The sequence below is a fragment of the Microbulbifer agarilyticus genome (assembly GCF_001999945.1).
Classification (GTDB): Bacteria; Pseudomonadota; Gammaproteobacteria; order Pseudomonadales; family Cellvibrionaceae; genus Microbulbifer; species Microbulbifer agarilyticus_A.
The window spans coordinates 1,134,040-1,157,845 of record NZ_CP019650.1 but is presented as its reverse complement, the minus strand read 5'-3'; the positions used below and the strand labels follow the sequence as shown (position 1 = coordinate 1,157,845).

Genomic DNA, 23,806 nt, shown 5'->3' with positions numbered 1-23,806 from the left:
ACTGCTAACGTAGCACTACTTAACTTCTTCGCCGTGGGCCTGCTTGTCGGCGTGGTAAGAAGAGCGCACCATCGGTCCACAAGCGGCGTGCTTGAAGCCAATTTTTTCCGCATACACGCGGTACTCTTCGAACTCGTCCGGGTGCACGTAACGCTGTACCGGCAAATGCTCCTTACTCGGCTGCAGATACTGGCCGATAGTCAGCATGTCGATATCGTGGGCACGCATATCGTCCAGTACTTCAAAAATCTCTTCCTTGGTTTCACCCAGGCCCACCATCAGACCGGACTTGGTCAGGACGTCCGGGCGACGTTTTTTATATTCCTGCAGCAATTTCAGAGACCACTTGTAGTTGGCCCCCGGGCGGGATTCACGGTATAGGCGCGGCACGGTTTCCAGGTTGTGGTTGAACACGTCTGGCGCCTCGGCTTCCAGGATATCCAGTGCCACGTCCATACGGCCGCGGAAGTCCGGGGTAAGGATTTCCACCTGCAGGTTGGGAGATAGCGCGCGGGACTGCTTGATACATTCGGCAAAGTGTTCGGCACCACCGTCGCGCAGGTCGTCGCGGTCTACGGAGGTAATGACCACGTAGCGCAGGCTCATGGCCGCAATGGCTTCAGCAAGTTGCTGCGGCTCGTCTGGATCCAGCGGATTGGGCTTGCCGTGGCCCACATCGCAGAAGGGACAGCGACGGGTACAGATTTCACCCATGATCATGAACGTGGCGGTACCACCGCTGAAGCATTCGCCCAGGTTCGGGCAGCTGGCTTCTTCACACACGGTGGCCAGTTTCTGCGAGCGCAGGATGCTCTTGATGCGCTCCACTTCCTTGGAGGCCTTTACCGATGGCACCTTGACGCGAATCCAGTCTGGCTTGCGCAGGGTCTGGTCGCTGGCGATCACCTTCACCGGAATCCGCTCAACCTTTTCCCCATCGCGCAGCTTTTCACCCTGCTGCAAACGGCGGGTGCGTTTTACCGGCACGAGATCTGGTTTAGCGGTTTCGCTCGGGTTTACCTCAGCGGGCGTTACTTCAGTCGCCTTCACTTCAGACTGGTCGGCGTCAAATCGTTCAGACATTACTTGTTCCTGGTTCGGCAGCCTGCGCCTGTGCAGCTACCTCAAATACGTTTTCATCCAGCGGATGCCAGCTGGCTTCCGGCAGTCCCAGCTTTTGCTGCAGCGCTGCAACAAATTTTTCCGCGACATCCTGCCACGCGGGTGTGGGTTGAATCACTTCGGCCATCTGCACCATCTGCATACCGGCGTAACCGCACGGATTGATGCGCAAGAAAGGGCCGAGATCCATATCGATATTGATGGCAATACCGTGGAAACTGCACCCACGGCGCACACGCAGGCCAATGGACGCAATCTTGTTACCCGCGCGCGGGCCCTCGGTCAGGTAAACACCCGGAGCATCGGCACGGGGCGAGGCACTGATGCCGTATTGCGCCAACATGGCCACGGTCGCCTCTTCCAGCGCTGTCACCAGATCGCGCACACCAATTTTGCTGCGACGCAGATCCAGCAGTGGATACACCACCAATTGGCCGGGACCGTGGTAGGTCACCTGGCCGCCGCGATCTACCTGCACCACCGGGATATCACCGGTATTGAGCAGGTGCTCGGCCTTGCCGGCCTGTCCCTGGGTAAATACGGGAGGATGTTCGACACACCAGATCTGGTCTACGGCGTCGTTGCCGCGGGTGTCGGTGTAATGGGCCATGGCGCGCCATACGCTTTCGTAGTCGCGCCGGCCCAGGTTGCAGATGACTGGCTTCGAACCTGCCATCACAGCACCATATGCACGCCCGGGTGGGCCTTCAGTTCTTCGAACAGTGCTTTCAGTTGCGGCTCGCCGGTGGCGAGGATGTAGAAGGTCACTGAGTTAAATTTGCCGTTGCGGCTGGGCTTGTGCTTCAACTTGCTTTCATCGAAGCCCGGCGCGTGCCGGCGCATCACACCCATTACAAAATCGTGCACCTGGTCGTCGGCGTCTCGCACCACTTTGACCATATAGTCTTCGCACGGAAATTCGATTTTAGGAGGCTGCTGCTCTGAATCCTGGGTCATACCACGCTCACATGGCCGCAGGTCAGATGGTGGATTTGCCGGTATCTGCCCGGCGAGGATTGCGGCCGGGCGGGAATTATACAGTGCCGATGGGGCACTGGACAGGGAGGAAAGATTGCAGACGAAACTGCTTTGGGAGGACCTTCAAGCAGCCCGGCGACGAGATTCGCCGGGCCATATCAGGATTTTACTTGAAGAACGACATGACAAAGCGCTTGATGGAATCCCATACGCGCTTGAAGAAGCCAGCCTCTTCCACATCTTCGGCTACCACCGCGGGCACATCCGCGACTGTTTCGCCATCGAGGTTCACGACCACTTTACCCACCTGTTGGCCTTTCGCCAGCGGCGCCTTCAGCTCGCCGTCGATAATCAGGTCGGCCTTGATGTTCTCTTCGCCACCGCGCGGGATGGTAACGAATACGTCGCGAGACACGGCGATACCCACGGAGTCGGCCTTGCCGCCCCATACCCGTTCGGTCTGCAGGACATCATCACTGCCGTAGACTTTGTGAGTCTGGAAGTAGCGGAAGCCGTAGGCGAGCAGCTTCTGGGTCTCCGCCGCACGCTTCTCATCGCTATCGGTGCCAACCACCACAGAGATCAGGCGCATGCCGCGCTTCACCGCTGAGGCCACCAGACAGTAGCCAGCTTCTTCAGTATGACCGGTCTTGATGCCGTCCACCGCGGGGTCGCGCCACAGCAGGCGGTTGCGGTTGGGCTGGTTAATACCGTTGAAACGGAAATACTTTTCAGAGTACAGCGCGTAGTGGCTTGGGTGATCATTAATCAGCGCGCGCGCCAGTGTGCTCAGGTCACGGGCGGTGGTGAGGTGCCCATCGGCTGGCCAGCCGGTGGCATTGACGAAGTTGGTGTCCTGCATGCCCATACGCTCGGCCTGCTGGTTCATCACTTCGGCAAAGACTTCTTCACTGCCGGAAACATACTCGGCCAACGCGATACTGGCGTCGTTACCGGACTGGACAATTACACCCCGCAACAGATCGATCACCGGCACCTTGTCGCCGACTTTAACAAACATCTTCGAACCGCCTTTACGCCAGGCTTTCTCAGAGATGTTCACCATGTCTTGCTCTTTAATGACACCTTTTTCCAGTTCCTCGGAAACGATGTAGCTGGTCATCATTTTGGTCAAGCTGGCGGGCGGAATCTGCTTGTCCGCATCGTGCTCCACCAGCACCTGGCCGGTGTGCGCGTCGACCAGGATATAGGCTGAGGCCGCGAGTTGCGGCGGCGCGGGAATCAGCGGTTTATTGGCCTGGGCGACGTTGGCGCCGACTAACAGGAGCAGACAGGCAAATAAGCGTTTGAACATGGGTATCTCTTATTCCTTGCGTTCTAAAAGTGTCAAATCCCGACTTCCATCGGGAGAATACAGTGTCGAAACTGTACTTAATCCGTAATGACTGGGCTCAATCCACAACCACCTGTGGTTGACCGAAATTCTGTTGTTCAACGGATTCTCGCAGCGCAACCAACGCACGCTGCTGTTCTATTGGCCCAATTCGTACCCTATATAGCATCTTTCCGCCGCGGTTTACCGGGCTTACGGTAACAGGATAGCCGAATGTGGCAGCCAGCTGCGCGCGAATCTGCTCAGCCTGCGAGGATGAGCTATAAGCACCTACCTGCAGAAAGGTGTTGTCTGGCAACTTGAAGCTGGCATCTTCCGGCAAACCGTTGCGCGCAGCAGCGTCTTTTTCTACCGCCAATGTCTCCATCGCGCTTGGCAAGCTCGCGGGATCCAGTGCTTCTACCTCGACGCGGGCAACCCCCTTGTCGATATATCCGAGCTTCTGCGCCGCGGTGTAGCTCAAATCAATAATGCGCCCGGGCACAAACGGACCGCGGTCGTTCACACGTACGATGATACTGCGGCCATTATCCAGATTGGTGACCTTCGCGTAACTGGGCAGCGGCAAAGTTTTATGCGCGGCAGACATGGCGTACATGTTGTACACCTCGCCATTGGCAGTTTTGCGGCCATGGAACTTGGTGCCATACCAGGAAGCATGCCCGCGTTCGCGATAGCCCTTCACACCATCGAGAACCCGGTACTTTACGCCGTTAACCACGTATGGGGACTTATTGCCCGCAACGCCGATGGGTTCACGCATGGGGGTCACTTCCGGGGTGGCCAGCATATCTACCGGTACCGCGGGGCCGCTATCGCGCACTTGATCGAAAGGGATATCTCCCGGTCCCACCTTGGATGTGCGTTTTTGCTCTATGGGAACCGTGCTACAGGCGGACGCAAGAGCCAACAGACATGCAGCGCCGATTCGGGTCGAACACCCAGATAGTGGTTTTATCATGATTTCCCCCCGGCGCGAGATAACTGCTTTCGCTACCGTTTTTTATCGATCTATTCCGTTTTGTACGGTTAATTATTTACTGTGCAATATTGCGGCGCACTCTGGCGCCTTTCAATCTATTTGGCTTCGGGCTAAGTCGACTCGGGCTAAGTCGCTTCAGGAACGACCACCGCGAGCCTTGATGATTTCCTGCCCCAGTTCATACACCGCCATCGCGTACATACGGCTGTGGTTGTAGCGGGTAATGGTGTAGAAATTATTCAGTCCGATCCAGAACTGTTCGCCTTTTTTTGTTTGCAGCGAGAACACGTTGGCCGGCATTTCCTTGGTTACCTGCGCCGTGGTCGGGAAGCCTTTTGCCTCGACCTCTCCCACTGTCCACTTGGGCTTCAGGCTGTCGTTTACAATGGTCATATCCGCGTTGGGCAGCGGTTTGGTGATGACGGCAACCGGTTCACCGGTCTTCCAGCCGTGCTGCACAAAGTAATTGGCCACACTGCCAATCGCATCTTCAGTATCGGTCCAGATGTCTACGCGGCCGTCACCGTTAAAATCCACCGCATAGAAGCGATAACTGGAGGGCATAAACTGCCCGAATCCCATGGCACCGGCGTAAGAACCTTTCAGACTGGTTGGGTCGATCTTCTCATCGCGGGTAAGTAACAGGTAGTTTTCCAACTCCTTGGTAAAGAACTTGGAGCGACGGGGGTAATTAAACGCGAGCGTGGACAGCGCATCAATCACCCGGTAGCTACCCATATTGCCACCGTAGCGCGTCTCTACACCGATGATGGCCACAATAATTTCTGGCGGCACACCGTACTTTTCTTCTGCGGCTTTCAGCGCTTCCGCATTCTTATCCCAAAACTCGACGCCACCGCGAATACGGGCATCAGTGATGAAGATGTTGCGGTAGTCGTACCAGGGCTTGGCTTTCTCTGCCGGGCGCTTGATGGCCTTGAGAATGGAGTCTTTGCGCTTCGCCTCGCGCATCAGTGTTTCGAGTTCGTCGCGGCTGAAGTTGTGCTCGGCGACCATATAATCCACGAAGGCTTTGGCCTGGACATTTTCGTCATGCCCCTGCTCCTGAGCGCAGGCGCTGAGCACCAGCCCCAAGCCAGCCAACAATCCCGTGGTCCACTTCAAAACAACCGCTCCTGTCTTCATAAAGTACTTCCAACTACTTGTTCACTAATCACTGTGTAAATCGCTGTATCCATCACAATCGCCTTTGACTGCGGCGTGCCGTCCCGGCACCTCTCTGGCTATTGTGACTACAAGCGCGCCAAAAAGTGGCACGATACACGTGAAAAAGTAAAGCCAGCCTGAACCGGCTCACGTTATTGGCAAACGCGGCGAAATCCAGACGACGTAATCAGAGACGTAATCAGAAAAGTACTCTGCGTCTTTCCGTGCTGACGGCCATCAAAATACCGAAGCCTGCCATCAAGGTGATGACCGAGGTACCACCGTGACTCACCAATGGCAGGGGCACCCCCACCACCGGCAGCAAGCCGGTCACCATTCCGATATTCACAAACACGTACACGAAGAAGGTCAGCGTGATACTACCCGCCAACAAGCGTCCGAATACGTGTTGGGCCATAAAACTAATATAGATGCCCCGGGCAATGATCAACAGGTACAGGGCGAGAAGTATCAGCGCACCGCGCATGCCCCACTCTTCCGCCAGTACCGCAATAATGAAATCGGTGTGACTCTCCGGCAGAAAATCCAGTTGCGACTGGGTGCCCTGCATGTACCCCTTGCCAGACCAGCCACCAGAGCCGATGGCCGCTTTCGACTGGAAAATGTTCCAGCCAGCGCCAAGTCGATCCGCGTCCGGATTGAATAGGGTGAGGATTCGCTGCTTCTGATAGTCCCTAAGGCCCCACATCCACATGGGCCAGGCTGCCATCAACAACATCACCACTGCACTGCCAATCAACTTCCAGCTGAGACCCGACAGGTAGAGCGCGAAGATGCCCGACGCGGCGATCAGGATGGAGGTACCCAGGTCCGGCTGGCGCACAATCAACAGCGCCGGCACGCCGATAATCACCAGCGTAGTAAAGACCGTTAACAATGAAGGCGGCAAGGTGCGTTTGTGCAGGTAGGCGGCCACCGCGATGGGTACCGCCAGTTTCAGTGCTTCCGATGGCTGGAAGCGGAAGCCACCAATCTGCAGCCAGCGCTGTGCGCCCTTAGCGCCAACGCCGATCAATAATACGGCAACGAGCAAGCAGCAACCCGCCACGTAAAACCAAGGCGACCAGCGGCGGTAAAATTCCAGGGGAATCTGCGCGGCAATGAACATGCCGACAAAGGCCAGCGCCATAAATACGGCCTGACGCTTCACATAGTGAAACTCATCACCGGCAGCACTGTAGAGGACACCCAGCCCCGCTCCTGCCAATAACAGCAATAGCAGCAGTAAGGGTAGATCGACATGCCAGCGACGGGCAAAGCTCTCCGGGCGACGCAGACTGCTGCCGGCATCCGGCAGCCGGTGCATATAATCGCGACTAGCCATTAAATGCTCTCCCCATCGGTTCTGTGCACTGTTCGCCGAGATGCGGAATGTACAAGGGCTGGATACTCGCGGTGTCTTCCAGCGGCCGCGACATCCAGTCGAAGAACAGCTCTCTGGCTACCGGTGCGGCGACCAGGCCACCGCCTTCACCATTTTCCACCAGTACCGATACTGCGATCTGCGGGTCATCCATCGGCGCGAAGGCAACAAACAAGGCGTGGTCGCGGTGACGCTCCTTCAGGGCTTCCGAATCGTACTTTGCCCCCTGGGCAATACCCACAACCTGCGCGGTACCAGTTTTACCCGCCACTTTGAAGTCCAGGCCGGCACCGGCGCGCTTGCCGGTACCATTGGTGGCGTATACAACCGCTTCCATTCCCTCGAACACCACATCCCAGTGTTCAGGACGCGCGTCCACGTGGTGCAGTACTTCCGGCGGCTGTTCGACACCGTCCACCGCCATCACCATCTGTGGGCGATAGTGGGTACCGCGATTGGCAATGGTGGCGGTCATCACCGCCAACTGCAGCGGAGTCGCCAGTACAAAGCCCTGCCCCAGTACCGCATTGAGGCTGTCACCGGGAAACCAGGGGACGCCGCGGGCACCGCGCTTCCAGTCCCGCGATGGAAACAGGCCGGGGTATTCGCGGGGCAGGTCGATACCGGTCTTTTCGCCAAGGCCAAAGCGCGTGGCGATGTCGTGCATCTGATCGATGCTCCAGCGCGACGCCATATCCCAAAAATAGGTATCGCAGCTCTCCGCGAGTCCCTGCACCAAATCGACATGGTTGCCATGTCCGGTGCGTTTCCAGTCTCGATAGATGCGCGGGTCATTGGGCAATTTAAAGAAACCGGGATCGCGAATTTTGGTATCTACTTCGATGATGCCATCCGCCAGGCCACCGAGTCCCATCATCGGCTTCAGCGTCGACCCCGGCGGATACTGCCCCTGCACCACGCGGTTGAACAGCGGCACATCCAGCGAGTCCCTCAAGGCACTGTAGTCTTTGAAGCTGATACCGGTCACAAACAGGTTGGGGTCAAATGACGGCTGGCTGACAAACGCCAGTACCCCGCCGGTTTTCACGTCGATCGCCACCACCGCACCGCGCTTGTCGCCGAGTGCGCGGGTGGCAACCTCTTGCAGGCGGGTATCCAGGTGCAGGGTCAGTTCCGCACCGGGCTTGGGATCCTGGCGTTCCAGCACACGCAGTACCCGGCCACGGGCATTGGTTTCCACATTCTCAAACCCGACCTCACCTAGCAGTAACTCTTCATAAGAGCGCTCGAGACCGACCTTGCCAATACTCTGGGTACCGCGATAGCGGCGCACATCTTCCTGGGTAAAGCCGGAAAGTTCGCGTTCATTGATACGGCCGACGTAGCCAACACTGTGGGCAAACAGGTCCTGCTCGGGGTAAAAGCGCACCAGTTCAGCCTCCACCGACACACCCACGAGGTGGAATTCATTGACACTGATGCGGGCAATTTCTTCTTCGCTGAGGCGATAGCGGAGGGGGACGGGTTCAAATGGACGGCGCCGTGGCAGACGGCGTTTGAATTTCTCGACGTCACTGTCGTTCAGCTGGACCAGCTGACCGAGCAGTTCCAGGGTGGCATCCAGGTCTCTGACTCGCTCGCGCACAATCGACAGGGTGTAGCTGGGGCGGTTGTCGGCCAACAGCTGGCCGTTGCGGTCATAGATCAGCCCCCGGGTAGGTGGGACCGGGCGAACCTGAATGCGGTTCTCGTCGGACTGGGTGCGGTAATCCTCGAAGTGCACCACCTGCAGATTGTAAAAACGGGCAACCAGCACCCCCAGCAGTACCACAACCCCGCAGATGGCCACCAGCATACGGTTGCGGAATAGCCGCTGCTCCGTGTGGTGATCTTTAAAATGCAGGTTTTCAGACATGCTGGTGGATACAGATTATTCTGTGGCGCGAAAATGACCACGAAGTGTACACAAGTTTGCTGTCCCTGCGGAAGTAAACCACTGCTCGTAGCAGGCATTTACAGTGCATCAGTAGGCACGGTTATCCAGCTACTAAGACCCCGCCCACGGGCGCCGGTTCACTTGTGATAAGGATGACCCGCAAGCAGTGTCCAGGCACGGTATAGCTGTTCAGCCAACAGCACGCGCACCAGCGGGTGCGGCATGGTCAGTGCCGACAGCGACCACTTCTGATTCGCGCGCGCCACGCACTCCGGGGCCAGCCCGTCGGGCCCACCGATTAGCAGGCACACGTTGTCGCCGCCCATCTGCCAGTCCGCCAGCTCACGGGACAACTGCTCTGTGCTCCAGGACTTGCCCTTCACTTCCAGGGCGACCACATGTTCACGGGGTTGGATTGCGGCGAGCATCGCCTCGCCCTCTTTCTGGCGGGCTTTCTCCACCAGTGCGGGGGAGTTTTTCTGGCCGCGGTTACCCAGCGGGATTTCGACCATTTCCAGGGTCAATTCCCGCGGCAGGCGCTTGGCGTACTCGTTGTACCCTTCCTGCACCCACCCGGGCATCTTGCCGCCAGCAGCGATTATTCTGATCTTCACGAGAATGGCATCTTAAAGAAAGACAAGCTGACAAGATCAGTCTTGATGAGGGTCGGAACCGTCCGCATCTTCGCGGGTGTTCGGGGTCATGGACCAGAGCTTTTCCAGGTCGTAGAAGCCGCGGGTCTCCGCCTGCATCACGTGCACCACCACGTCACCGTAATCCACCAGTACCCACTCACCCGAGTCCATACCCTCGACGCCGATAGGGCGAATACCCGCTTCCTTGCCATCCTCGACCACATTGTTGGCCAGAGATTTCACCTGACGGTTGGAGGTACCCGTGCAGATGATCAGAGTTTCCATCACATCGCTGAGTCCGGACACATCCATGGAAACAATGTCTTTACCCTTGAGGTCTTCCAGTGCGTTTACCGCAATTGATTTGATATCAGTCATAACACCTGTATCGGGAGCCTGTGCTCCACCGTTTTAGCGCTCTTGTTGATAGAGCCCTTGAGATTGAATGTAGTCCAGCACCCGCTCCGGCAGCAAAAACTGCGGGGAGCGACCACTGTGTATTTGGTTGCGAATATCGGTGGCAGAAATAGGCAATAAACGCCGCTCCTGCACCAAAATTTTGCCTGCGGGTTGCTGCTGAATATCCGCCAGCTCGCCGCGATGGGCCGCCAATAGATCCGCGACCTGCCCGCTTGCCGGCATCTCCCAACCCGGCCGTGCCACCACCACCAGGTGGGCCAACTCCAGCAGTCGCTGCCAGCGGTGCCAGCTGGGTAGTCCCAGCAGGGAATCCATCCCCATGCAGAAGGAGATAGGCAACTCAGTGCCCAACTCACTGCGCAACTCTTCCAGCGTATCCACGGTGTATGTGGGGCCGGCACGCAGCAGTTCGCGTGCGTCCAGCACCAGTTCCGGGCAATCCTCCAGAGCCAACGCCAACATATCCCGCCGCTTTTCCGCCGTAACACCGGGCGCCGCGCGGTGCGCGGGCTGGTGCGACGGCAGCAAGCGCATCTCGTCAAAAGCCAGCACCTGCTTCAGCTCCAGTGCCATGCGCAGATGACCGAAGTGAATCGGGTCAAAGGTGCCGCCGAACAGCGCCAGGGTTTTTGACGAGTGCGAACTCATTGACGAATTTGCCCGTCCCCGAACACGATCCATTTTTGCGAAGTCAGGCCTTCCAGACCCACCGGGCCGCGGGCGTGAATTTTATCGGTACTGATACCGATTTCCGCACCCAGGCCGTATTCGAAGCCATCGGCAAAACGTGTGGACGCATTTACGATCACGGAACTGGAATCCACTTCCGCCATAAACCGGCGCGCGCGGGTGTAGTCCTCGGTAACGATCGCTTCGGTATGGCCGGAGCTGTACTGCGCGATGTGTTCCATCGCCGCATCCATATCCGCCACCACGCGAATCGACAGTACCGGTGCCAGATATTCAGTGCCCCAGTCTTCCTCGGTAGCGGGTAACGCCTGCGGCAGAATCGAACGTGTTTTTTCGCAGCCGCGCAGCTCCACACCCTTTTCAGCGTAAGCGGCGGCCAGACGCGGCAGGAATTCTGTCGCCACCGCCTCAGCCACCAGTAGGGTCTCCATCGCATTGCACACGCCATAGCGATGGGTCTTGGCATTTAGCGCAATATTAAATGCCTTCTCCGTATCCGCCCGGTCATCCAGGTACACGTGACAGATACCATCGAGATGCTTGATCACCGGAACCCGAGCCTCGCGGCTGATACGTTCGATCAGCCCCTTGCCACCGCGCGGTACGATCACGTCCACATACTCCGGCATCGAAATCAGTGCGCCCACCGCAGCGCGATCGGTGGTGCCCACCACCTGCACCGCCGCTTCCGGCAAACCAACCTGCTTGAGACCAGCGGTAATACACGCAGCAATGGCGCCGTTGGAGTGCAGCGCTTCGCTGCCGCCACGCAAGATAGTGGCGTTGCCCGACTTCAGGCACAGGCTGGCGGCATCGATGGTCACGTTAGGGCGGGATTCGTAAATAATCCCAACCACCCCGAGAGGCACGCGCATTTTGCCAAGCTGAATACCACTGGGGCGGTATTTGAGATCGCTCACCTCACCCACCGGGTCAGGTAGCTCTGCGATTTGCAGCAGGCCTTCGATCATGGCGTCGATGCGCCCGTCATTCAGTTCCAGGCGGTCCAACAGGGCCGCGTCCAGGCCGTTGTCACGGCCGTTCTGCATGTCCTGGGCGTTGGCCGCCGCCAGTTGCGGTCGCTGCTTATCCAGTTCCGCGGCGATAGCCTTGAGTGCAGCGTTTTTAACTCCAGTGTCGGCGCGAGCCATCAGACGGGCTGCTGCGCGCGCGGCGCGGCCCATGGCCTGCATTTTCTGCTCAGTACTTTGTTGACTGCCCTGCTGCTCGGTGGCACTGACACTGTTCACTGCTAATCTCCATGCATTACACGCTATCGGTCCGGGACCATTACCAGTCCCGCGTCATTTTGTCCTGATACCGGCGACGATATTCGCCATTCCCGCCAAGAAGAAAGCTGTCGGAAAAAAGCCGCCGGAAAAAGGCCGCGCAGTATACCGCAAGCGCGGCCAAAAATTGGCCTGTATTGGCCTGGATCAGCTCGAGTTAAGCGGAATCCTCCGGTTTCACCCCCAATTTCTGGTGGAGATAGGCGATCCCCAGCAATGCGAGGCCCATTCCCATAAACGAGGCCACCCGCAGCAGTCCCTCAAGCCCGGACATATCCACCAGAAACAGCTTGACGATCACCAGTGCCAGAAGCGCCATACCGCCCTGATAACAACTGCGCCAACCACGCCAGCTGGCAACCAGGATCGCGGTTACCGCCAGTGCCAGCCACACTGCCGAGTAGGTATAGAGCTCGCCGGTGCTTGCCGAGACATCCAGGCGGATGCTGCCTTGCCACAAGTGCCGCACCTCTAGGGAAACCCACACAAACGCCGCCAGTGCCGCCAACAGCCCGGCGAACCGGCGCACACTGGGCAGGTAGTAGCGACTGGCCAGTACTGCCAGTAACACGGGGCCGGCAAACGCCGGTATCAGCATATTGAGCAGCGGGCGCTCGCCAATGCCGCGCCACACCCAGGGCGCGCTCAATGCAGTCGCCAGCAGAATCCCGACGTAACAGGCCAGCCCGGCCAGCATCAGTACGCGACCATAGCCGTCGTACCAGCGGCCAAAATGGCCACTGAGCAAACTCTTGCGGTAATAGACAAGGCCCAGGCAGGTAAACAGCCACATATCGATGACTGCCTCGGTAAAACTAAACTCGGCAGCGAGCGCATTCCCGCTGTAGAGCCAGTAACGGCACTCCGCCCACAGGGTGAGCACCAAAAGGTGCAGGGCACCCGCTTCCGCCCAGCGTGCCAACCCCGCCTGTACAGAATCCGCCGGCTGAGAAGAGGAAAGTAAGCGCGCAGCGATCCAGGCACACAATGTCGCACCGCCATAAGTCCACAGCGACCAGTGAGCGACATTTTCATAACTGAGCAGCCATGGGTTTAACGTCAGCCGCACCACCACCACCAGCAATACCGCCTTCAGCAACCAGCCGAGCGCGGGCATATCGAAACGACGAATCACCCACGCCAGGGATATCGCCTGCAGCGCGAGCGCCAAGGTAAGGCTCGCCTGTTTCAGCCACAGGCACACCGCCAGGCTATAGGCGAAATGGGCGGCGATAAACAACCACACCACCATACCGCGCGACCAGTGTTTACCGACGCCACGACTGCCGAGGAACATAAAGATTGCGCCGAATATTGCCGCATACAGACACCACAGGTACCGCGGCAGGAAGTCCCCGGCAAGGGAATACCCCAGCAACAACGACAACAGTGGCACCATCACCGCCAGCGACGCCCACCAGGCCGCGGTTACCGCACGCTCTTTATTCGCGCCGCCATCCACCGCGAAATAGTTGTACACGGCAAAACCGCTAAACAGCAGCGTGTTCACCAGCAGGTAGGTCAAAAATGGACTGTGCAGCTCTGGGGCCATTGGCGACAACCGCAAGGGCTCGCCGCCAACCTGATTGGCAAACCAGACCGCCACCTGCCCGAGAAACAGCACCCAGGGTACCGGCGCCAGGCGCGGGGTCTGACGCGCGGCGAGCAAGGTCACGATGGCGAGCGGGCTCCAGGACCATATTGCCGAAGAGAGGAAACCTTCACGCAAAATGGATATGCACTGTGCGGCGACCAGCAACAGCAGGCTGGGAAGCACCAGCGCGCCCTGTTGACTCGCATCTGGAATACGCAGGCGCAGCAGCCAGTCCCGGGGAATAACGGCCAAAATCAGGTAAGCGACTATTGCCAAGTAGGGGCCACGCCAACCATCTGCCTGATGCCCAGCCAGGGAAATCAACCACCACAGCAGTGCTCCGGCCAACAACCCGAGCCAGAGCCAGCTGCGGTAAACGTGGCGCAGGAGCAGCAATACCGATGCGGAGATGATGAGCGCATACACCATCGCGCCGAGTACGTTGCCCGAATCACTGGAGACCAGAATCGGCACCGAATAAGCACCGAGCATGCCGATCGCCGCCAGTACCGGACCGTGCAAGCGCGCGAGCCACATAGTCACCAAGGCCACCAGTGCCAGGGCACCAAACGCCACCCCGGGCTCGATAAAGTGATACAGGTGCACCGCGGAAAGAACGGCCGCAAATGCGGTTATGGCACCACCGCCGGCGAGGGCGGCAAAGGTCGGGTGGGTACCACCGGTTTTACGGCGCAACACTTCCGCCGCAATATACAGCGCAAGCGCCGTGACCAACCCCATTACCACTCTGACCTTGGGCCCGAGCATTCCCTGCTCGATACCATAGCGGGCAAGAAATACCCCGGATAGCGCCACACAGGCACCACCGAGCCACACCATCCAGTTTTTCTGTAAGTTCGCGAAGAAACGACCGCCTGCGGAGGGCCCTGCGGGCGAACGTTTCTCGGGTTGCCTGGCCCAGCGCTGGCTGCGGGGTTTCTGCGGCGTAGCCGGCGTAGGCTGCTCCAAATCGAGATCCAGTTCGAGCGTATCGGACTCTGCTGGGGATTGCGCGGCGGTGGAAAACACTTCGTTATCGCCCGCAGTACTGCGGTTCTGGCCCGTGGCTTCCCCCAGCTCAGATACTTCGTCCAACCGTTCGTCCAACCGCGCCGTTAAGCTGCGCACCTCTCTGCGCAGCTGTTTAACCTCGGCGAAGGCAAATATCCCCATGAATGCGCCAACAATAATGGTGATAACCAGCAGGACGCCGAGCAGGACAAAGTTTTCCATAGTGATCTTTCAGGTTTTATTGTTCTGTTTTCTAACCGCTTGCTTGTTGCGGCCTAGCTGCGAATCGCGCGGGCGCAAGCCATTGCGATCCACTCCCCCGGCGCGGTTGCCGTCGCCGTTATTCCTTCGCCCATTGATCCAGATTGGCGGCAATACTTGCCAGCCGCTCCAGCGGATCGTGACTTGCCAGCAATTCCACCCGCGCAGAATCCTCTAAAGGCAGCAGCTGTGCCAACTGCCAGGACAGCACCTCCGCGGACTCAACCGGCGCAAATTTCAGCGCCAGGGTTGCCGCGTGTTGCTTCAGCTCGTTCAGCACCGCAAGCAGGCCGTCGCAGCTCTCCGGCACCGGGTGGGACTCCTCGTCGGGCAGCCACTCTACTTCCGCCATCAGCAAACCGTCTTCTTCCCGATGTGTTTCCAGCACGCGGAAGCGAGACTCACCGGCCACGTCGATATGCAGCAACCCCTCTTCGCCCTGACTCCAATCCACCACGCGGACATACAACCCCAGCGGCCAGACTTCCGATGGCCCCACTTCCTTGCCACTGCGAATCAATACCACCCCGAAACCGGTGTCGGACTTCAAGGATTCAGTCACCAACCGCAGATAGCGCTGCTCGAAGATGCGCAGCGGTAGCGTCACCCCGGGAAACAGGGCCATGTTGAGGGGAAAGAGCGGAATAAGGGACAAGGTACTGACTCTCTGGTTGAACGTGAATGGGACAACGATACCACTCCTGCGGATGGCACAAGAATAATCTCCCGGCGTGCAAACAAAAAATCGCGCCATCTGATCTATGCTCAGAACTATGTGCGAAGTGAAATCGCAGATGTGCAACGCCGTTGCCCATCAACGGTCGTGAATCGAGAGGTATCACCATGCGTTGGCGTCAGGGTCGCAAAAGCTCAAATGTTGAAGACCGCCGCGGAGAACAATCCCCCGGAGGCGGCGGCCTGGGAGGGATGGGCAACCTGCTCGCGCTGGCCCCTTTCCTGCTGCGTAGCAAAACCGGCTGGCTGATTCTCGCCGCCCTCGCTGCCCTCTACTTCTTTGGTGGCAACTTGTTTAGCGGCATGCAAACAACCGAGTCCCCAAGCCTCGGCCCGGATGCACAAACCGCACCGGGCACACCTGGCGCCACCGACGAACTCGCGGAGTTTGTTGCGGTGGTGCTCGGATCCACCGAAGACGTGTGGGGCGGCATTTTCCAGCAGGCGGGTTCTCAGTACACGGCACCCAAACTGGTGCTGTATACCGACGCTGTGCGCTCCGCCTGCGGCTTGAGCTCTGCGGCAGTCGGCCCGTTTTACTGCCCCGGTGACCAGAAGGTGTATCTGGACCTGAGCTTCCTCAATGAACTCAAGAAACTGGGCGCTCCCGGGGACTTTGCCTTCGCCTACGTGATTGCCCACGAGGTAGGCCACCATGTGCAAAACCTCCAGGGCACATCCGCTCAAATACAACAGGCGCGCATGCGCGCGGATAAAGTCACCGCAAACCGGCTGTCGGTAATGCTGGAGCTACAGGCAGACTGCTACGCCGGCGTTTGGGCGTTTTACGCCAATCGCGACAAGCAAATGCTGGAACCCGGCGACATTGAGGAAGGCTTGCGCGCAGCAGCGGCCGTCGGTGATGACCACCTGCAACGCCGTGCCGGCCGCGCAGTGTCCCCCGACGCGTTTACCCACGGCAGCGCAGAGCAGCGGGCCTACTGGTTTAATCAGGGATTTAGTACCGGAGATGTGAACAAGTGCAACACGTTTGCGGCGCTATCCGGGCGCTGAGTAGCGCCCAAGTTCGTTACGCACTAAGCTTGCCGCTCAAGAAACACTTCATCACCAATAAATAGGGAGATACCCGTGCCAAGAGCAACAGCACGCCACATTCTGGTAGAAACTGAAGCCCAGTGTCAGGACCTGAAAAAGCAAATTGAAGACGGCGCCGATTTCGGAAAAATTGCGCAGCAATATTCCAAGTGCCCTTCCGGCCGCAATGGCGGCGACCTGGGTGAATTCGGTCAGGGCCAGATGGTGCCGGAATTCGACACAGTGGTTTTCAACGATGAGTTGAACAAGGTACACGGCCCGGTGAAAACCCAGTTTGGTTATCACCTGCTGGAAGTGACCAGCCGCACCGCTTGATTTAAAGGCTCAGGGCATCAAAAACACAGATGCCCGAAGCTAAGGTGCCGATGCCGGGCAAGGCATTGTGAGACCTTCTAAAACAGGGATGTTTTAGAAGAGCCCCCAGGGATGGATTTACGGCGTGTCTCACAATGTCTTGCACGGTGGCGGTACCGCCACCAGAGCCAGAACAAAGTATCTCCGCCCCCGGGTTACCCCTTACTCAGAGCTTGTCTCAGTGCTTGTCTCAGCCTGCCATTCGAACAGGTTCATTTCGATAAAGAAGAAGGCTACCAGCCACAGAAAGGCATCCCAGAAATCCAGGAAGCTGCCATTTACACCCCAGTAGATCGCGCACAGCAACAGGGTGAAGTAGAGAATGCCTTTAATGACCTGGGAATAACGCATGATGGAATCGGACAGCTGGTGACGCAGCTGTAGCCATACATCAAAAGTCAAAATCGCAACCACCAGCAGCCAGGCGCCGGAGTTAATTACGTCTACCCACGCCAGCCACTGAATCTCACGCCAGACTTCCGCAGAGCCAACAACCTGCGCATCCGCCAGCTGCAGCAGACTCGCGTCTACCAGTGAGCCACAATTGGCCGCCGTCAGCGCCACATAGTCATCCTGCTCCAGCACAATAGACCAGCCGCCATTCGCCACCAGGTCACAGGCTGCCGCCGACGCAGGGAGAAGATTAGTCACGGTTACCATCTCGGAGAAGTAACCGTAGAAAGAGTAAACAATAAACACATAACAGAACGCGGACACCGCGTTCAGCGCCCACTTGGTTGCGCCCTTCAGCTTCTCGTCGGACAGCACCCAGGTTTCCAATTCGAACACCAGCAGCAACACCACCCATGCCAGGGTATCGATCGAATCGTTGTAGGCCTCAATAATTTTGCCGAGGCTAACGCCATCGGCGAATACGGTACCCGCGGCCGCGTGGTTTTCTAAGAAAAACGCATATACGTTGTACGCCAGCAAACTGTACACAACGTACTTAAAAATCTTGAACAGGGTATAGCGATTAGCGGATAAACCGGCCAAAGAAACCACCTCGGACATTGGCGAAGAACCTCGATAGCGTGATTATTGTTGTTACTTACTCAAGTGCTGCATGCGTTGCACGGTTAGCTGCGGGTCTCGCAGCTGTTGAATTTGCCGCAAGAAACAGCAATATCGAATAATTATTCGGTTTTTGCAACCGCCAGCGCGCAATTTCACCTCATAGCACAATATTTCTCAAGCTGTGAGTAAAAGCGGAAACTGTTTCAGTTGGCCACCGCGCGCTCTGGTTCGACTGCAGCCCCGTCGTCAAACAAACGGTCAAAGCGCACCTCGGGTTCAGACCAGGCACCGTTAATGCGATAGCTGACACTGGCGACTCGATCCACCTGCTTCTTAAACACCTTACTGATCAGATAAACCCCCGCTGCCGCCGGCAGGCCACCGGCCAGCGCCGCGACAAAAGCGAGGTTATTGCCCACGGGCAGGGTCGCCACCAGGGTCAGGTTCAGATCTTCCCGCTGCAGGTTCACGCGCCCCGCCATCTGCAACTCACTGGTAGGGCCTTCCACCTGAATGGGTACCGCGATCAACAGTTCGCCGTCCCCTTCGAAATATACCTCGCCGCGCACCCGGTCAAACGTCAGGCCACTTTGCACCAGATCGGAAAAATCCAGACGCAGGCGCCGCGCCCAGGTGTCGAAGTTGAACAGGGAGAGCAGCCGCAACAGGGATGTGCCGGCGTTGTCACTGGCACGGAGAAAGTGACCGTTGCGGATATCGATGCGGATTTCGCCGTTCATACCGTTGGGGCGCACCATTGCCGGCGAACCGCTCCAGCGCAGCGCGGTGTCAAATACCGCGGAGCGGCTTTCAATGGCCGCCTCCTGACCCCAGGCCTGCAGTACGTCACCGAGGTTATCGCCTCTCAGGCGACCAATGAACTGAGTAGACTCGCTGCCGTCGGCGTCGCGCATCCACATCAGCTGAGCACCCAGGCGATTCTCTCCTTCGCCGCGCCCCTCGATACGCAAGCCGCGCATTGCCCCCTGGATTTCACTGACCACCAGACGTTCTTCCGAGGGGCGTAAACGGAACGACCAGGGCCCCATATCCTCTTCACCGAGCCACAGGTTTTCGGTGGAAAAATCCACCCGTGGCAAAGCGGTGAAATCGAACCCTTTCCAGCGGTCCTGCACAGCGTCACGTACTGCGGCTGCCGTCAGTTCGCGGTTTTCCTCTTCTCCGTCGCCGCTCTGGGCTTCCGCCTTGGCCAGCGCCGGCAATCGAAGGTGTTCGAGTTTCAAGTTCAGCGGTGAGGTGGAATTGAGAAGCCCGGTCAACTCGCCGGCAGCGGTTTCACTATCAAACTGCAGTTGCCAGTCGGCACCCAGCCCGCGACCGCGCGCATGGATATTTTCGATTTGCACCGCCTCAGATACTCGCAACAGATCGGTACTGAGATCGAGAACAATCGGTAGTGCGGAGGCATCCCCCTCGGTCGCTGACTCGCCAGCACCGCCGGTGTAGATTTCCAGCGCTTCTTTCAAGGGCGCAAAATCCACGACCGCAAGATCACCAAACACCGAAATACCCGGGGAGTCTGGCAGCGTGGCGGGCGCATTTAGGGCAATAGCGGCACGCTCCAACTTGCCGTCGACCTGCCACAATTGCCCCTGCAAATGCTCACCATAACTGAGGTGGTACAGGTTGCCTTCATCGCCGATTGGTACCCGCATAACAAACCGGGATTTTTCACCCGCGGTTTTCCCCAACGGTGCCGGCAGCCCAACGGCTACCTGCTGCAGGTCGGAGGAAATTTCCAGAATTGCACCATACGGCTTGTCCTTGGATTTTGCCGGAATGGTAACCAGTGCCTGATAGTCGAGGTCGCCATCCATCCACTGCAATTCCGGGCGCCCACTCCAACTGCCGATAGCTGCGGTGTTCGCGCTGCCATTCACGACCACTTGCGTATCGCGCTCATCACCTGCACCCAGGTGCTGAATGGATGCCTGTAAGGGTTGCCCCCACAAGGCGCCACGGAAGCTGGAACCTTGCAGACCTTTCTCACTGTGGTAACGCACCCTACCGCTCAACTGGTCGATCTGCAGGTTCAATTTCTGCAGGTTCAGTTCACTCCCGGCAAGCGTCAGGTCAATATCCTGCAACGGCGCAAATTTGGCACCGCCCATGGGCTGGGCGATTTTGAGCGTGCCCTGCATATCACCATTCAGCGACCAGTGATCAAAGGCATCACCCAACTTGTCGCGCAAGGGAGACTCCCGCAGTAGCTTCAAACCATCTGCAGCAGGCCCTTTCAGGTCCGCGGAGACATCCAGACGCGAACCGCCCGGCGCCGGTGAAACACGCACCGAGACATTTTCGCCGTCCACCTGCCACAGCTTCGCTGTGGGAGCCACCACCAACACTTCCGTATCATTAATTCCCAGATGGCCATTCACTTGTTCTGCAATTGGCCAGCCGCTGGCATAGCGCAAACTGCTGTCGGCAATATCGGCCTGCAACTGAACCGTCTGTCGCTGCTTGCTCTTGCCCAACGCGAGGAGTACGGGATCTTCGCCTTTACGGTAACTGTATCCGCGATAAATAAACCCGGCGGCAGGAATCTGCCCCGTGTTATCCACACCAATACTGTTGTTCAGCCATTTGCGCAAATCGGCGCTAACGACCGTCGGTACCAGATGGCGCTGCTCGGCTACCGCGACATTGCGCAGGCCAAGCGCCAGGGTGAAGTCGGATGGGCGGGTAAACGGAACCAGGGGAATCTGCAGCAGGAATTGCCCACGGAAAGCACCTTCAGCGGGTACCTGGCCTTGCTGACCGATCGCCTCCGCGTCCAACATAAGAGGGCCGGAATACACAGATACGGTGTCGTGCTCGCGATCCACATCCCAGGCCACAGTGCCGCGCGCGGAGGAAAAATTGAATGGTGCTTTGTACAGCAGGGGAAAATGCGCGCTGAAACCATTATGGCTATCGAGCTCTACACGACCGCCCTGCCCGTTCAGTGACAGGAAACCATTCACCCCCGTCACTGCCGGCGCGCCGCGATGTGCGCCCGCGGCTACGTCATGCAGGTTGGCGGCAATGGTCACTTCGCCATTCACCCGGGACAGACGTACATTTTGCAGCTCGCCGGTAGGCTCCAGCGCCTGCAGCCACTCGTCGGCTTTCGGTGGAATTAACTCCAGTACCCGCAGCACCCGGTGCCAGGCCTGCAACTCAATCTGATCCAGCGCCAACTGCAGGTTCCCCTGCTGGTCACCGCTCGCCTGCAGGTTCACGTCTGGTACTTCCAACTGCTGCCAGTTAAGCCCCAGATCTTGCAGTACTAACTCCCACTTTTCGCCAGGACGCCAGTTGCCCGAAATATTGCTCGACAGGGCGTTCAGCGTACCCAGCGCTCCGACAGGTGCCTCCTGTGTGTCAGTCTCACCCGCTGCTGCAGCGTCCGCAGCAACCTGTGCGAGGCTCAAATTACCGCGCAGGCTGTAACCAGAATCCGCATCCGAATTGAGCCACAGGCGCCCACCTGCCAATTTGCGGCCGGGCCAGTAAAGTTTCTCGGGGAGAGGCGACAGCTCATAGATCAAGCCAATCAGGTCGGCATCGATCAATAGTTCATTTAACTGCGCGTAACCGCGCAGAGTGAATGCTTCGCTATGACGCGGGTCACCGCGCCCTTCCAGCACCAGTCGCAGGCTCTCTTCACCACTGTTCAGGCTCTGCACCGCGCCAGTGACGAATGCCCGCGCTACCAGACGATGGAAGCCACCACTGTTCTCGAGCTGGATTTCCTTCAGATTGACATTCGCCGACTGCCCATCGGTAAGGGCGAGCGCAATACTGGCGTCGCGCACCAGTACCTTGGGACCCAACTGGAAAATACGTGCGGGGTCACCGAGACGCACGCCATCGGTATTTGGTGTTGCCGGCTGCGTAGCGCGAGGGAATCCACGGACTTGCCAGCCACCTTGCGCGCGCTGCTCCAGCGACGCGGAGAACCCATCAACTTCCAGGTTTTTCCAGATCAGTTCGCGGTTCCACAGACTCGCCAACAGATCCAGATGGAACAGGCCACGGCGCAGCGCGACCTGGCCTTCTTCACCAATCTTGAGGCCATCTACCTGCAGGGCAACTTCCAGCGCCTGCCACCGCAGCGAGATATGTTCGAGCGCCACCGGCGCGCCGAGCTGTTGCGACAACCAGCCACTAATTTGCGGGCTGTACTTGCTTACTTGAGGCGAGAGAATACGCCCGGTCTGCACCAGGATCGCCAGGGAGATCACCAGGACCACCACCAGTAACCAGAACTTGCGGACGAACCAGCGCAACCACAGCATTAGGCCAACTCTCCTACAGGAAAGGCCATGCTCGGGCGCACGCACGCAGTCTTGGTTGGACGATCACACCAGTACAATGTCGTACTGCTCCTGGTTATATATAGGCTCCACCTGAAACTGAATCGGGCGGGCAATAAATTCTTCCAAATCGGCCACGTTGGCCGATTCCTCATCCAGCAACAGGTCAATCACCACCTGGCTGGCCAACACCATAATCTTGTCGCTGTCGTAGGCGCGCGCTTCGCGAATAATTTCGCGGAAGATTTCGTAGCACACAGTTTCCGCAGTCTTCAGGGTGCCGCGCCCCGCGCATACCGAGCAGGGTTCACACAGCATCTGGCCGAGGGACTCGCGGGTGCGCTTGCGGGTCATCTCTACCAAGCCAAGCTCAGACACACCGGTGATACTGCTTTTCGCGTGATCGCGCTCCAGCGTTTTCTCCAGAGTACGCAATACCTGACGCTGGTGCTCGGTATCCTGCATATCGATAAAGTCGATAATGATGATACCGCCCAGGTTGCGCAGGCGCAGCTGGCGGGCGATTGCGGTGGCGGCTTCCAGATTGGTCTTAAAGATGGTTTCTTCGAGATTGCGGTGCCCCACAAACGCGCCGGTGTTAACGTCGATGGTACTCATCGCCTCGGTCTGCTCGACAATCAGGTAACCCCCAGATTTCAGGGTCACCTTGTTTTGCAGTGCCTTGCGAATTTCCTCCTCCACACCGTACAAATCAAACAGCGGGCGCTCACCGGGATAGTGCTCGATGCGCGGAGCAATTTCCGGCGCATACTTGCTGGTGAACTTGGCCGCGCGGGCGTGGGCCTCGCGCGAGTCAATTCGAATCTTTTCTGTATGCGGGCGAGCCAGGTCCCGCAACGCGCGCATAAACAGCGGCAGGTCCTCGTAGATGATCGAGGGCTCTTTTTCTGCCTTGATGCGCTGCTCCAGCTCTTTCCAAAGCTTGTACAAAAATGGAATGTCGCGCAGTAACTCTTCTTCGCTGACCCCTTCGGCGACGGTGCGCAGAATAAAGCCGCCATCGCCGCTCAGCCCCTCGTCCGCCAGCTTGGTGGAAGCCAGATCAACCAGAGTGCGCAGGCGCTCTCGCTCCGACTCATCCTCGATGCGATTGGAGATACCGATGTGCCGGGTCTGCGGCATATACACCAGGTAACGGGCAGAAACCGACAAGTGCGTAGTGAGGCGTGCACCTTTACTGGAGATAGGGTCCTTGACCACCTGCACCACCAGCGACTGCCCCTCGCGCACCAGTGCACGGATATCGGCCACCTCCCCTTCGCGGGACTCCATACCCTCTTCATCCAGGGGCGCAATGTCCGAAGCGTGGATAAACCCAGCGCGCTCCAGGCCGATATCGACGAACGCCGCCTGCATACCCGGCAATACTCGCACTACTTTGCCTTTGTAGATATTGCCGACAATTCCGCGGCTCGCGGTGCGCTCCAGGTAAACCTCCTGTAGCACGCCGTTTTCCACCAGCGCCACACGGGTCTCCATGGGCGCCACATTGATCAATAATTCTTCACTCACCGGAC

The 23,806-nt window shown here is 58.2% G+C and carries 19 protein-coding genes; 2 read left to right on the top strand and 17 right to left on the bottom strand.

Annotated elements, in window-relative coordinates:
- Positions 1-15 precede the first annotated feature (15 nt).
- From lipA to Mag101_RS04650, 14 genes are all read right to left on the bottom strand, one after another.
- Complete coding sequence (gene lipA, locus Mag101_RS04715) at positions 16-1,083, bottom strand: lipoyl synthase (RefSeq protein WP_232325135.1); 1,068 nt, start codon at positions 1,081-1,083, stop codon at positions 16-18.
- The gene (lipB, locus tag Mag101_RS04710) at positions 1,076-1,798 is read right to left on the bottom strand and encodes a lipoyl(octanoyl) transferase LipB (protein ID WP_077401510.1); all 723 of its coding nucleotides are present in this window, start codon (positions 1,796-1,798) and stop codon (positions 1,076-1,078) included. The genes lipA and lipB overlap by 8 nt, the downstream gene beginning before the upstream one ends.
- Positions 1,798-2,079: a YbeD family protein gene (locus Mag101_RS04705; RefSeq protein ID WP_077401506.1), complete on the bottom strand. Its 282-nt coding sequence runs from the start codon at positions 2,077-2,079 to the stop codon at positions 1,798-1,800. The genes lipB and Mag101_RS04705 overlap by 1 nt, the downstream gene beginning before the upstream one ends.
- Positions 2,080-2,266: 187 nt before the next feature.
- On the bottom strand, positions 2,267-3,415 hold the full coding sequence (locus tag Mag101_RS04700) for a D-alanyl-D-alanine carboxypeptidase family protein (protein WP_077401503.1): 1,149 nt from the start codon (positions 3,413-3,415) through the stop codon (positions 2,267-2,269).
- Positions 3,416-3,512: 97 nt separating this feature from the next.
- Positions 3,513-4,415 (bottom strand): septal ring lytic transglycosylase RlpA family protein, encoded by a 903-nt coding sequence (locus tag Mag101_RS04695; RefSeq protein WP_077401500.1) that lies wholly within the window; start codon positions 4,413-4,415, stop codon positions 3,513-3,515.
- Positions 4,416-4,571: 156 nt separating this feature from the next.
- Positions 4,572-5,561, bottom strand: a complete 990-nt coding sequence (gene mltB, locus Mag101_RS04690) for a lytic murein transglycosylase B (RefSeq protein WP_077401497.1) — start codon at positions 5,559-5,561, stop codon at positions 4,572-4,574.
- 241 nt (positions 5,562-5,802) lie between these two features.
- Positions 5,803-6,948 (bottom strand): rod shape-determining protein RodA, encoded by a 1,146-nt coding sequence (rodA, locus tag Mag101_RS04685; RefSeq protein ID WP_077401495.1) that lies wholly within the window; start codon positions 6,946-6,948, stop codon positions 5,803-5,805.
- On the bottom strand, positions 6,941-8,863 hold the full coding sequence (gene mrdA / locus Mag101_RS04680; protein WP_077401492.1) for a penicillin-binding protein 2: 1,923 nt from the start codon (positions 8,861-8,863) through the stop codon (positions 6,941-6,943). The genes rodA and mrdA overlap by 8 nt, the downstream gene beginning before the upstream one ends.
- 158 nt (positions 8,864-9,021) lie before the next feature.
- Positions 9,022-9,498 carry a 23S rRNA (pseudouridine(1915)-N(3))-methyltransferase RlmH gene (gene rlmH, locus Mag101_RS04675; protein WP_010132200.1) on the bottom strand — a complete coding sequence of 159 codons (477 nt, stop codon included), beginning with the start codon at positions 9,496-9,498 and terminating at the stop codon, positions 9,022-9,024.
- A gap of 36 nt (positions 9,499-9,534) precedes the next feature.
- The gene (gene rsfS, locus Mag101_RS04670) at positions 9,535-9,897 is read right to left on the bottom strand and encodes a ribosome silencing factor (RefSeq protein WP_077401489.1); all 363 of its coding nucleotides are present in this window, start codon (positions 9,895-9,897) and stop codon (positions 9,535-9,537) included.
- Between the two features lie 33 nt (positions 9,898-9,930).
- A complete protein-coding gene (gene nadD, locus Mag101_RS04665) occupies positions 9,931-10,587 on the bottom strand; it encodes a nicotinate-nucleotide adenylyltransferase (protein ID WP_077401486.1) in 657 nt (218 codons plus the stop codon).
- Positions 10,584-11,822, bottom strand: coding sequence for a glutamate-5-semialdehyde dehydrogenase (locus Mag101_RS04660; RefSeq protein WP_232325195.1), 1,239 nt, complete (start codon positions 11,820-11,822; stop codon positions 10,584-10,586). Before Mag101_RS04660 ends, nadD begins: the two co-directional genes overlap by 4 nt.
- Positions 11,823-12,075: 253 nt before the next feature.
- A complete protein-coding gene (locus Mag101_RS04655; RefSeq protein WP_077401480.1) occupies positions 12,076-14,745 on the bottom strand; it encodes a DUF2339 domain-containing protein in 2,670 nt (889 codons plus the stop codon).
- 118 nt (positions 14,746-14,863) lie between these two features.
- Entirely contained in the window at positions 14,864-15,439 is a 576-nt protein-coding gene (locus tag Mag101_RS04650) for an LON peptidase substrate-binding domain-containing protein (RefSeq protein ID WP_077401478.1), read from the bottom strand.
- Positions 15,440-15,627: 188 nt separating this feature from the next.
- Here Mag101_RS04650 and Mag101_RS04645 point away from each other — a divergent pair, with 188 nt between their 5' ends.
- Both Mag101_RS04645 and Mag101_RS04640 read left to right on the top strand, forming a co-directional pair.
- Complete coding sequence (locus Mag101_RS04645; RefSeq protein ID WP_077401475.1) at positions 15,628-16,533, top strand: neutral zinc metallopeptidase; 906 nt, start codon at positions 15,628-15,630, stop codon at positions 16,531-16,533.
- A gap of 75 nt (positions 16,534-16,608) precedes the next feature.
- Positions 16,609-16,890, top strand: a complete 282-nt coding sequence (locus tag Mag101_RS04640) for a peptidylprolyl isomerase (RefSeq protein WP_077401472.1) — start codon at positions 16,609-16,611, stop codon at positions 16,888-16,890.
- Between the two features lie 201 nt (positions 16,891-17,091).
- On the opposite strand, the gene Mag101_RS04635 is transcribed toward Mag101_RS04640, so the two are convergent.
- From Mag101_RS04635 to rng, 3 genes are all read right to left on the bottom strand, one after another.
- Entirely contained in the window at positions 17,092-17,943 is an 852-nt protein-coding gene (locus Mag101_RS04635; protein ID WP_077401469.1) for a hypothetical protein, read from the bottom strand.
- 206 nt (positions 17,944-18,149) lie between these two features.
- Positions 18,150-22,250, bottom strand: a complete 4,101-nt coding sequence (locus Mag101_RS04630) for a YhdP family protein (protein WP_077401465.1) — start codon at positions 22,248-22,250, stop codon at positions 18,150-18,152.
- Between the two features lie 63 nt (positions 22,251-22,313).
- Positions 22,314-23,801, bottom strand: coding sequence for a ribonuclease G (rng, locus tag Mag101_RS04625; RefSeq protein ID WP_077401463.1), 1,488 nt, complete (start codon positions 23,799-23,801; stop codon positions 22,314-22,316).
- Between the last annotated feature and the right edge of the window lie 5 nt (positions 23,802-23,806).

What these genes read in the sequence shown, in the direction of transcription:
- lipA (WP_232325135.1), bottom strand. Translation starts at nt 1,083, where the DNA reads ATGTCTGAACGATTTGACGCCGACCAGTCTGAAGTGAAGGCGACTGAA.
- lipB (WP_077401510.1), bottom strand. Translation starts at nt 1,798, where the DNA reads ATGGCAGGTTCGAAGCCAGTCATCTGCAACCTGGGCCGGCGCGACTAC.
- Mag101_RS04705 (WP_077401506.1), bottom strand. Translation starts at nt 2,079, where the DNA reads ATGACCCAGGATTCAGAGCAGCAGCCTCCTAAAATCGAATTTCCGTGC.
- Mag101_RS04700 (WP_077401503.1), bottom strand. Translation starts at nt 3,415, where the DNA reads ATGTTCAAACGCTTATTTGCCTGTCTGCTCCTGTTAGTCGGCGCCAAC.
- Mag101_RS04695 (WP_077401500.1), bottom strand. Translation starts at nt 4,415, where the DNA reads ATGATAAAACCACTATCTGGGTGTTCGACCCGAATCGGCGCTGCATGT.
- rodA (WP_077401495.1), bottom strand. Translation starts at nt 6,948, where the DNA reads ATGGCTAGTCGCGATTATATGCACCGGCTGCCGGATGCCGGCAGCAGT.
- mrdA (WP_077401492.1), bottom strand. Translation starts at nt 8,863, where the DNA reads ATGTCTGAAAACCTGCATTTTAAAGATCACCACACGGAGCAGCGGCTA.
- rsfS (WP_077401489.1), bottom strand. Translation starts at nt 9,897, where the DNA reads ATGACTGATATCAAATCAATTGCGGTAAACGCACTGGAAGACCTCAAG.
- nadD (WP_077401486.1), bottom strand. Translation starts at nt 10,587, where the DNA reads ATGAGTTCGCACTCGTCAAAAACCCTGGCGCTGTTCGGCGGCACCTTT.
- Mag101_RS04660 (WP_232325195.1), bottom strand. Translation starts at nt 11,822, where the DNA reads ATGCAGGCCATGGGCCGCGCCGCGCGCGCAGCAGCCCGTCTGATGGCT.
- Mag101_RS04655 (WP_077401480.1), bottom strand. Translation starts at nt 14,745, where the DNA reads ATGGAAAACTTTGTCCTGCTCGGCGTCCTGCTGGTTATCACCATTATT.
- Mag101_RS04645 (WP_077401475.1), top strand. Translation starts at nt 15,628, where the DNA reads ATGCGTTGGCGTCAGGGTCGCAAAAGCTCAAATGTTGAAGACCGCCGC.
- Mag101_RS04635 (WP_077401469.1), bottom strand. Translation starts at nt 17,943, where the DNA reads ATGTCCGAGGTGGTTTCTTTGGCCGGTTTATCCGCTAATCGCTATACC.
- Mag101_RS04630 (WP_077401465.1), bottom strand. Translation starts at nt 22,250, where the DNA reads ATGCTGTGGTTGCGCTGGTTCGTCCGCAAGTTCTGGTTACTGGTGGTG.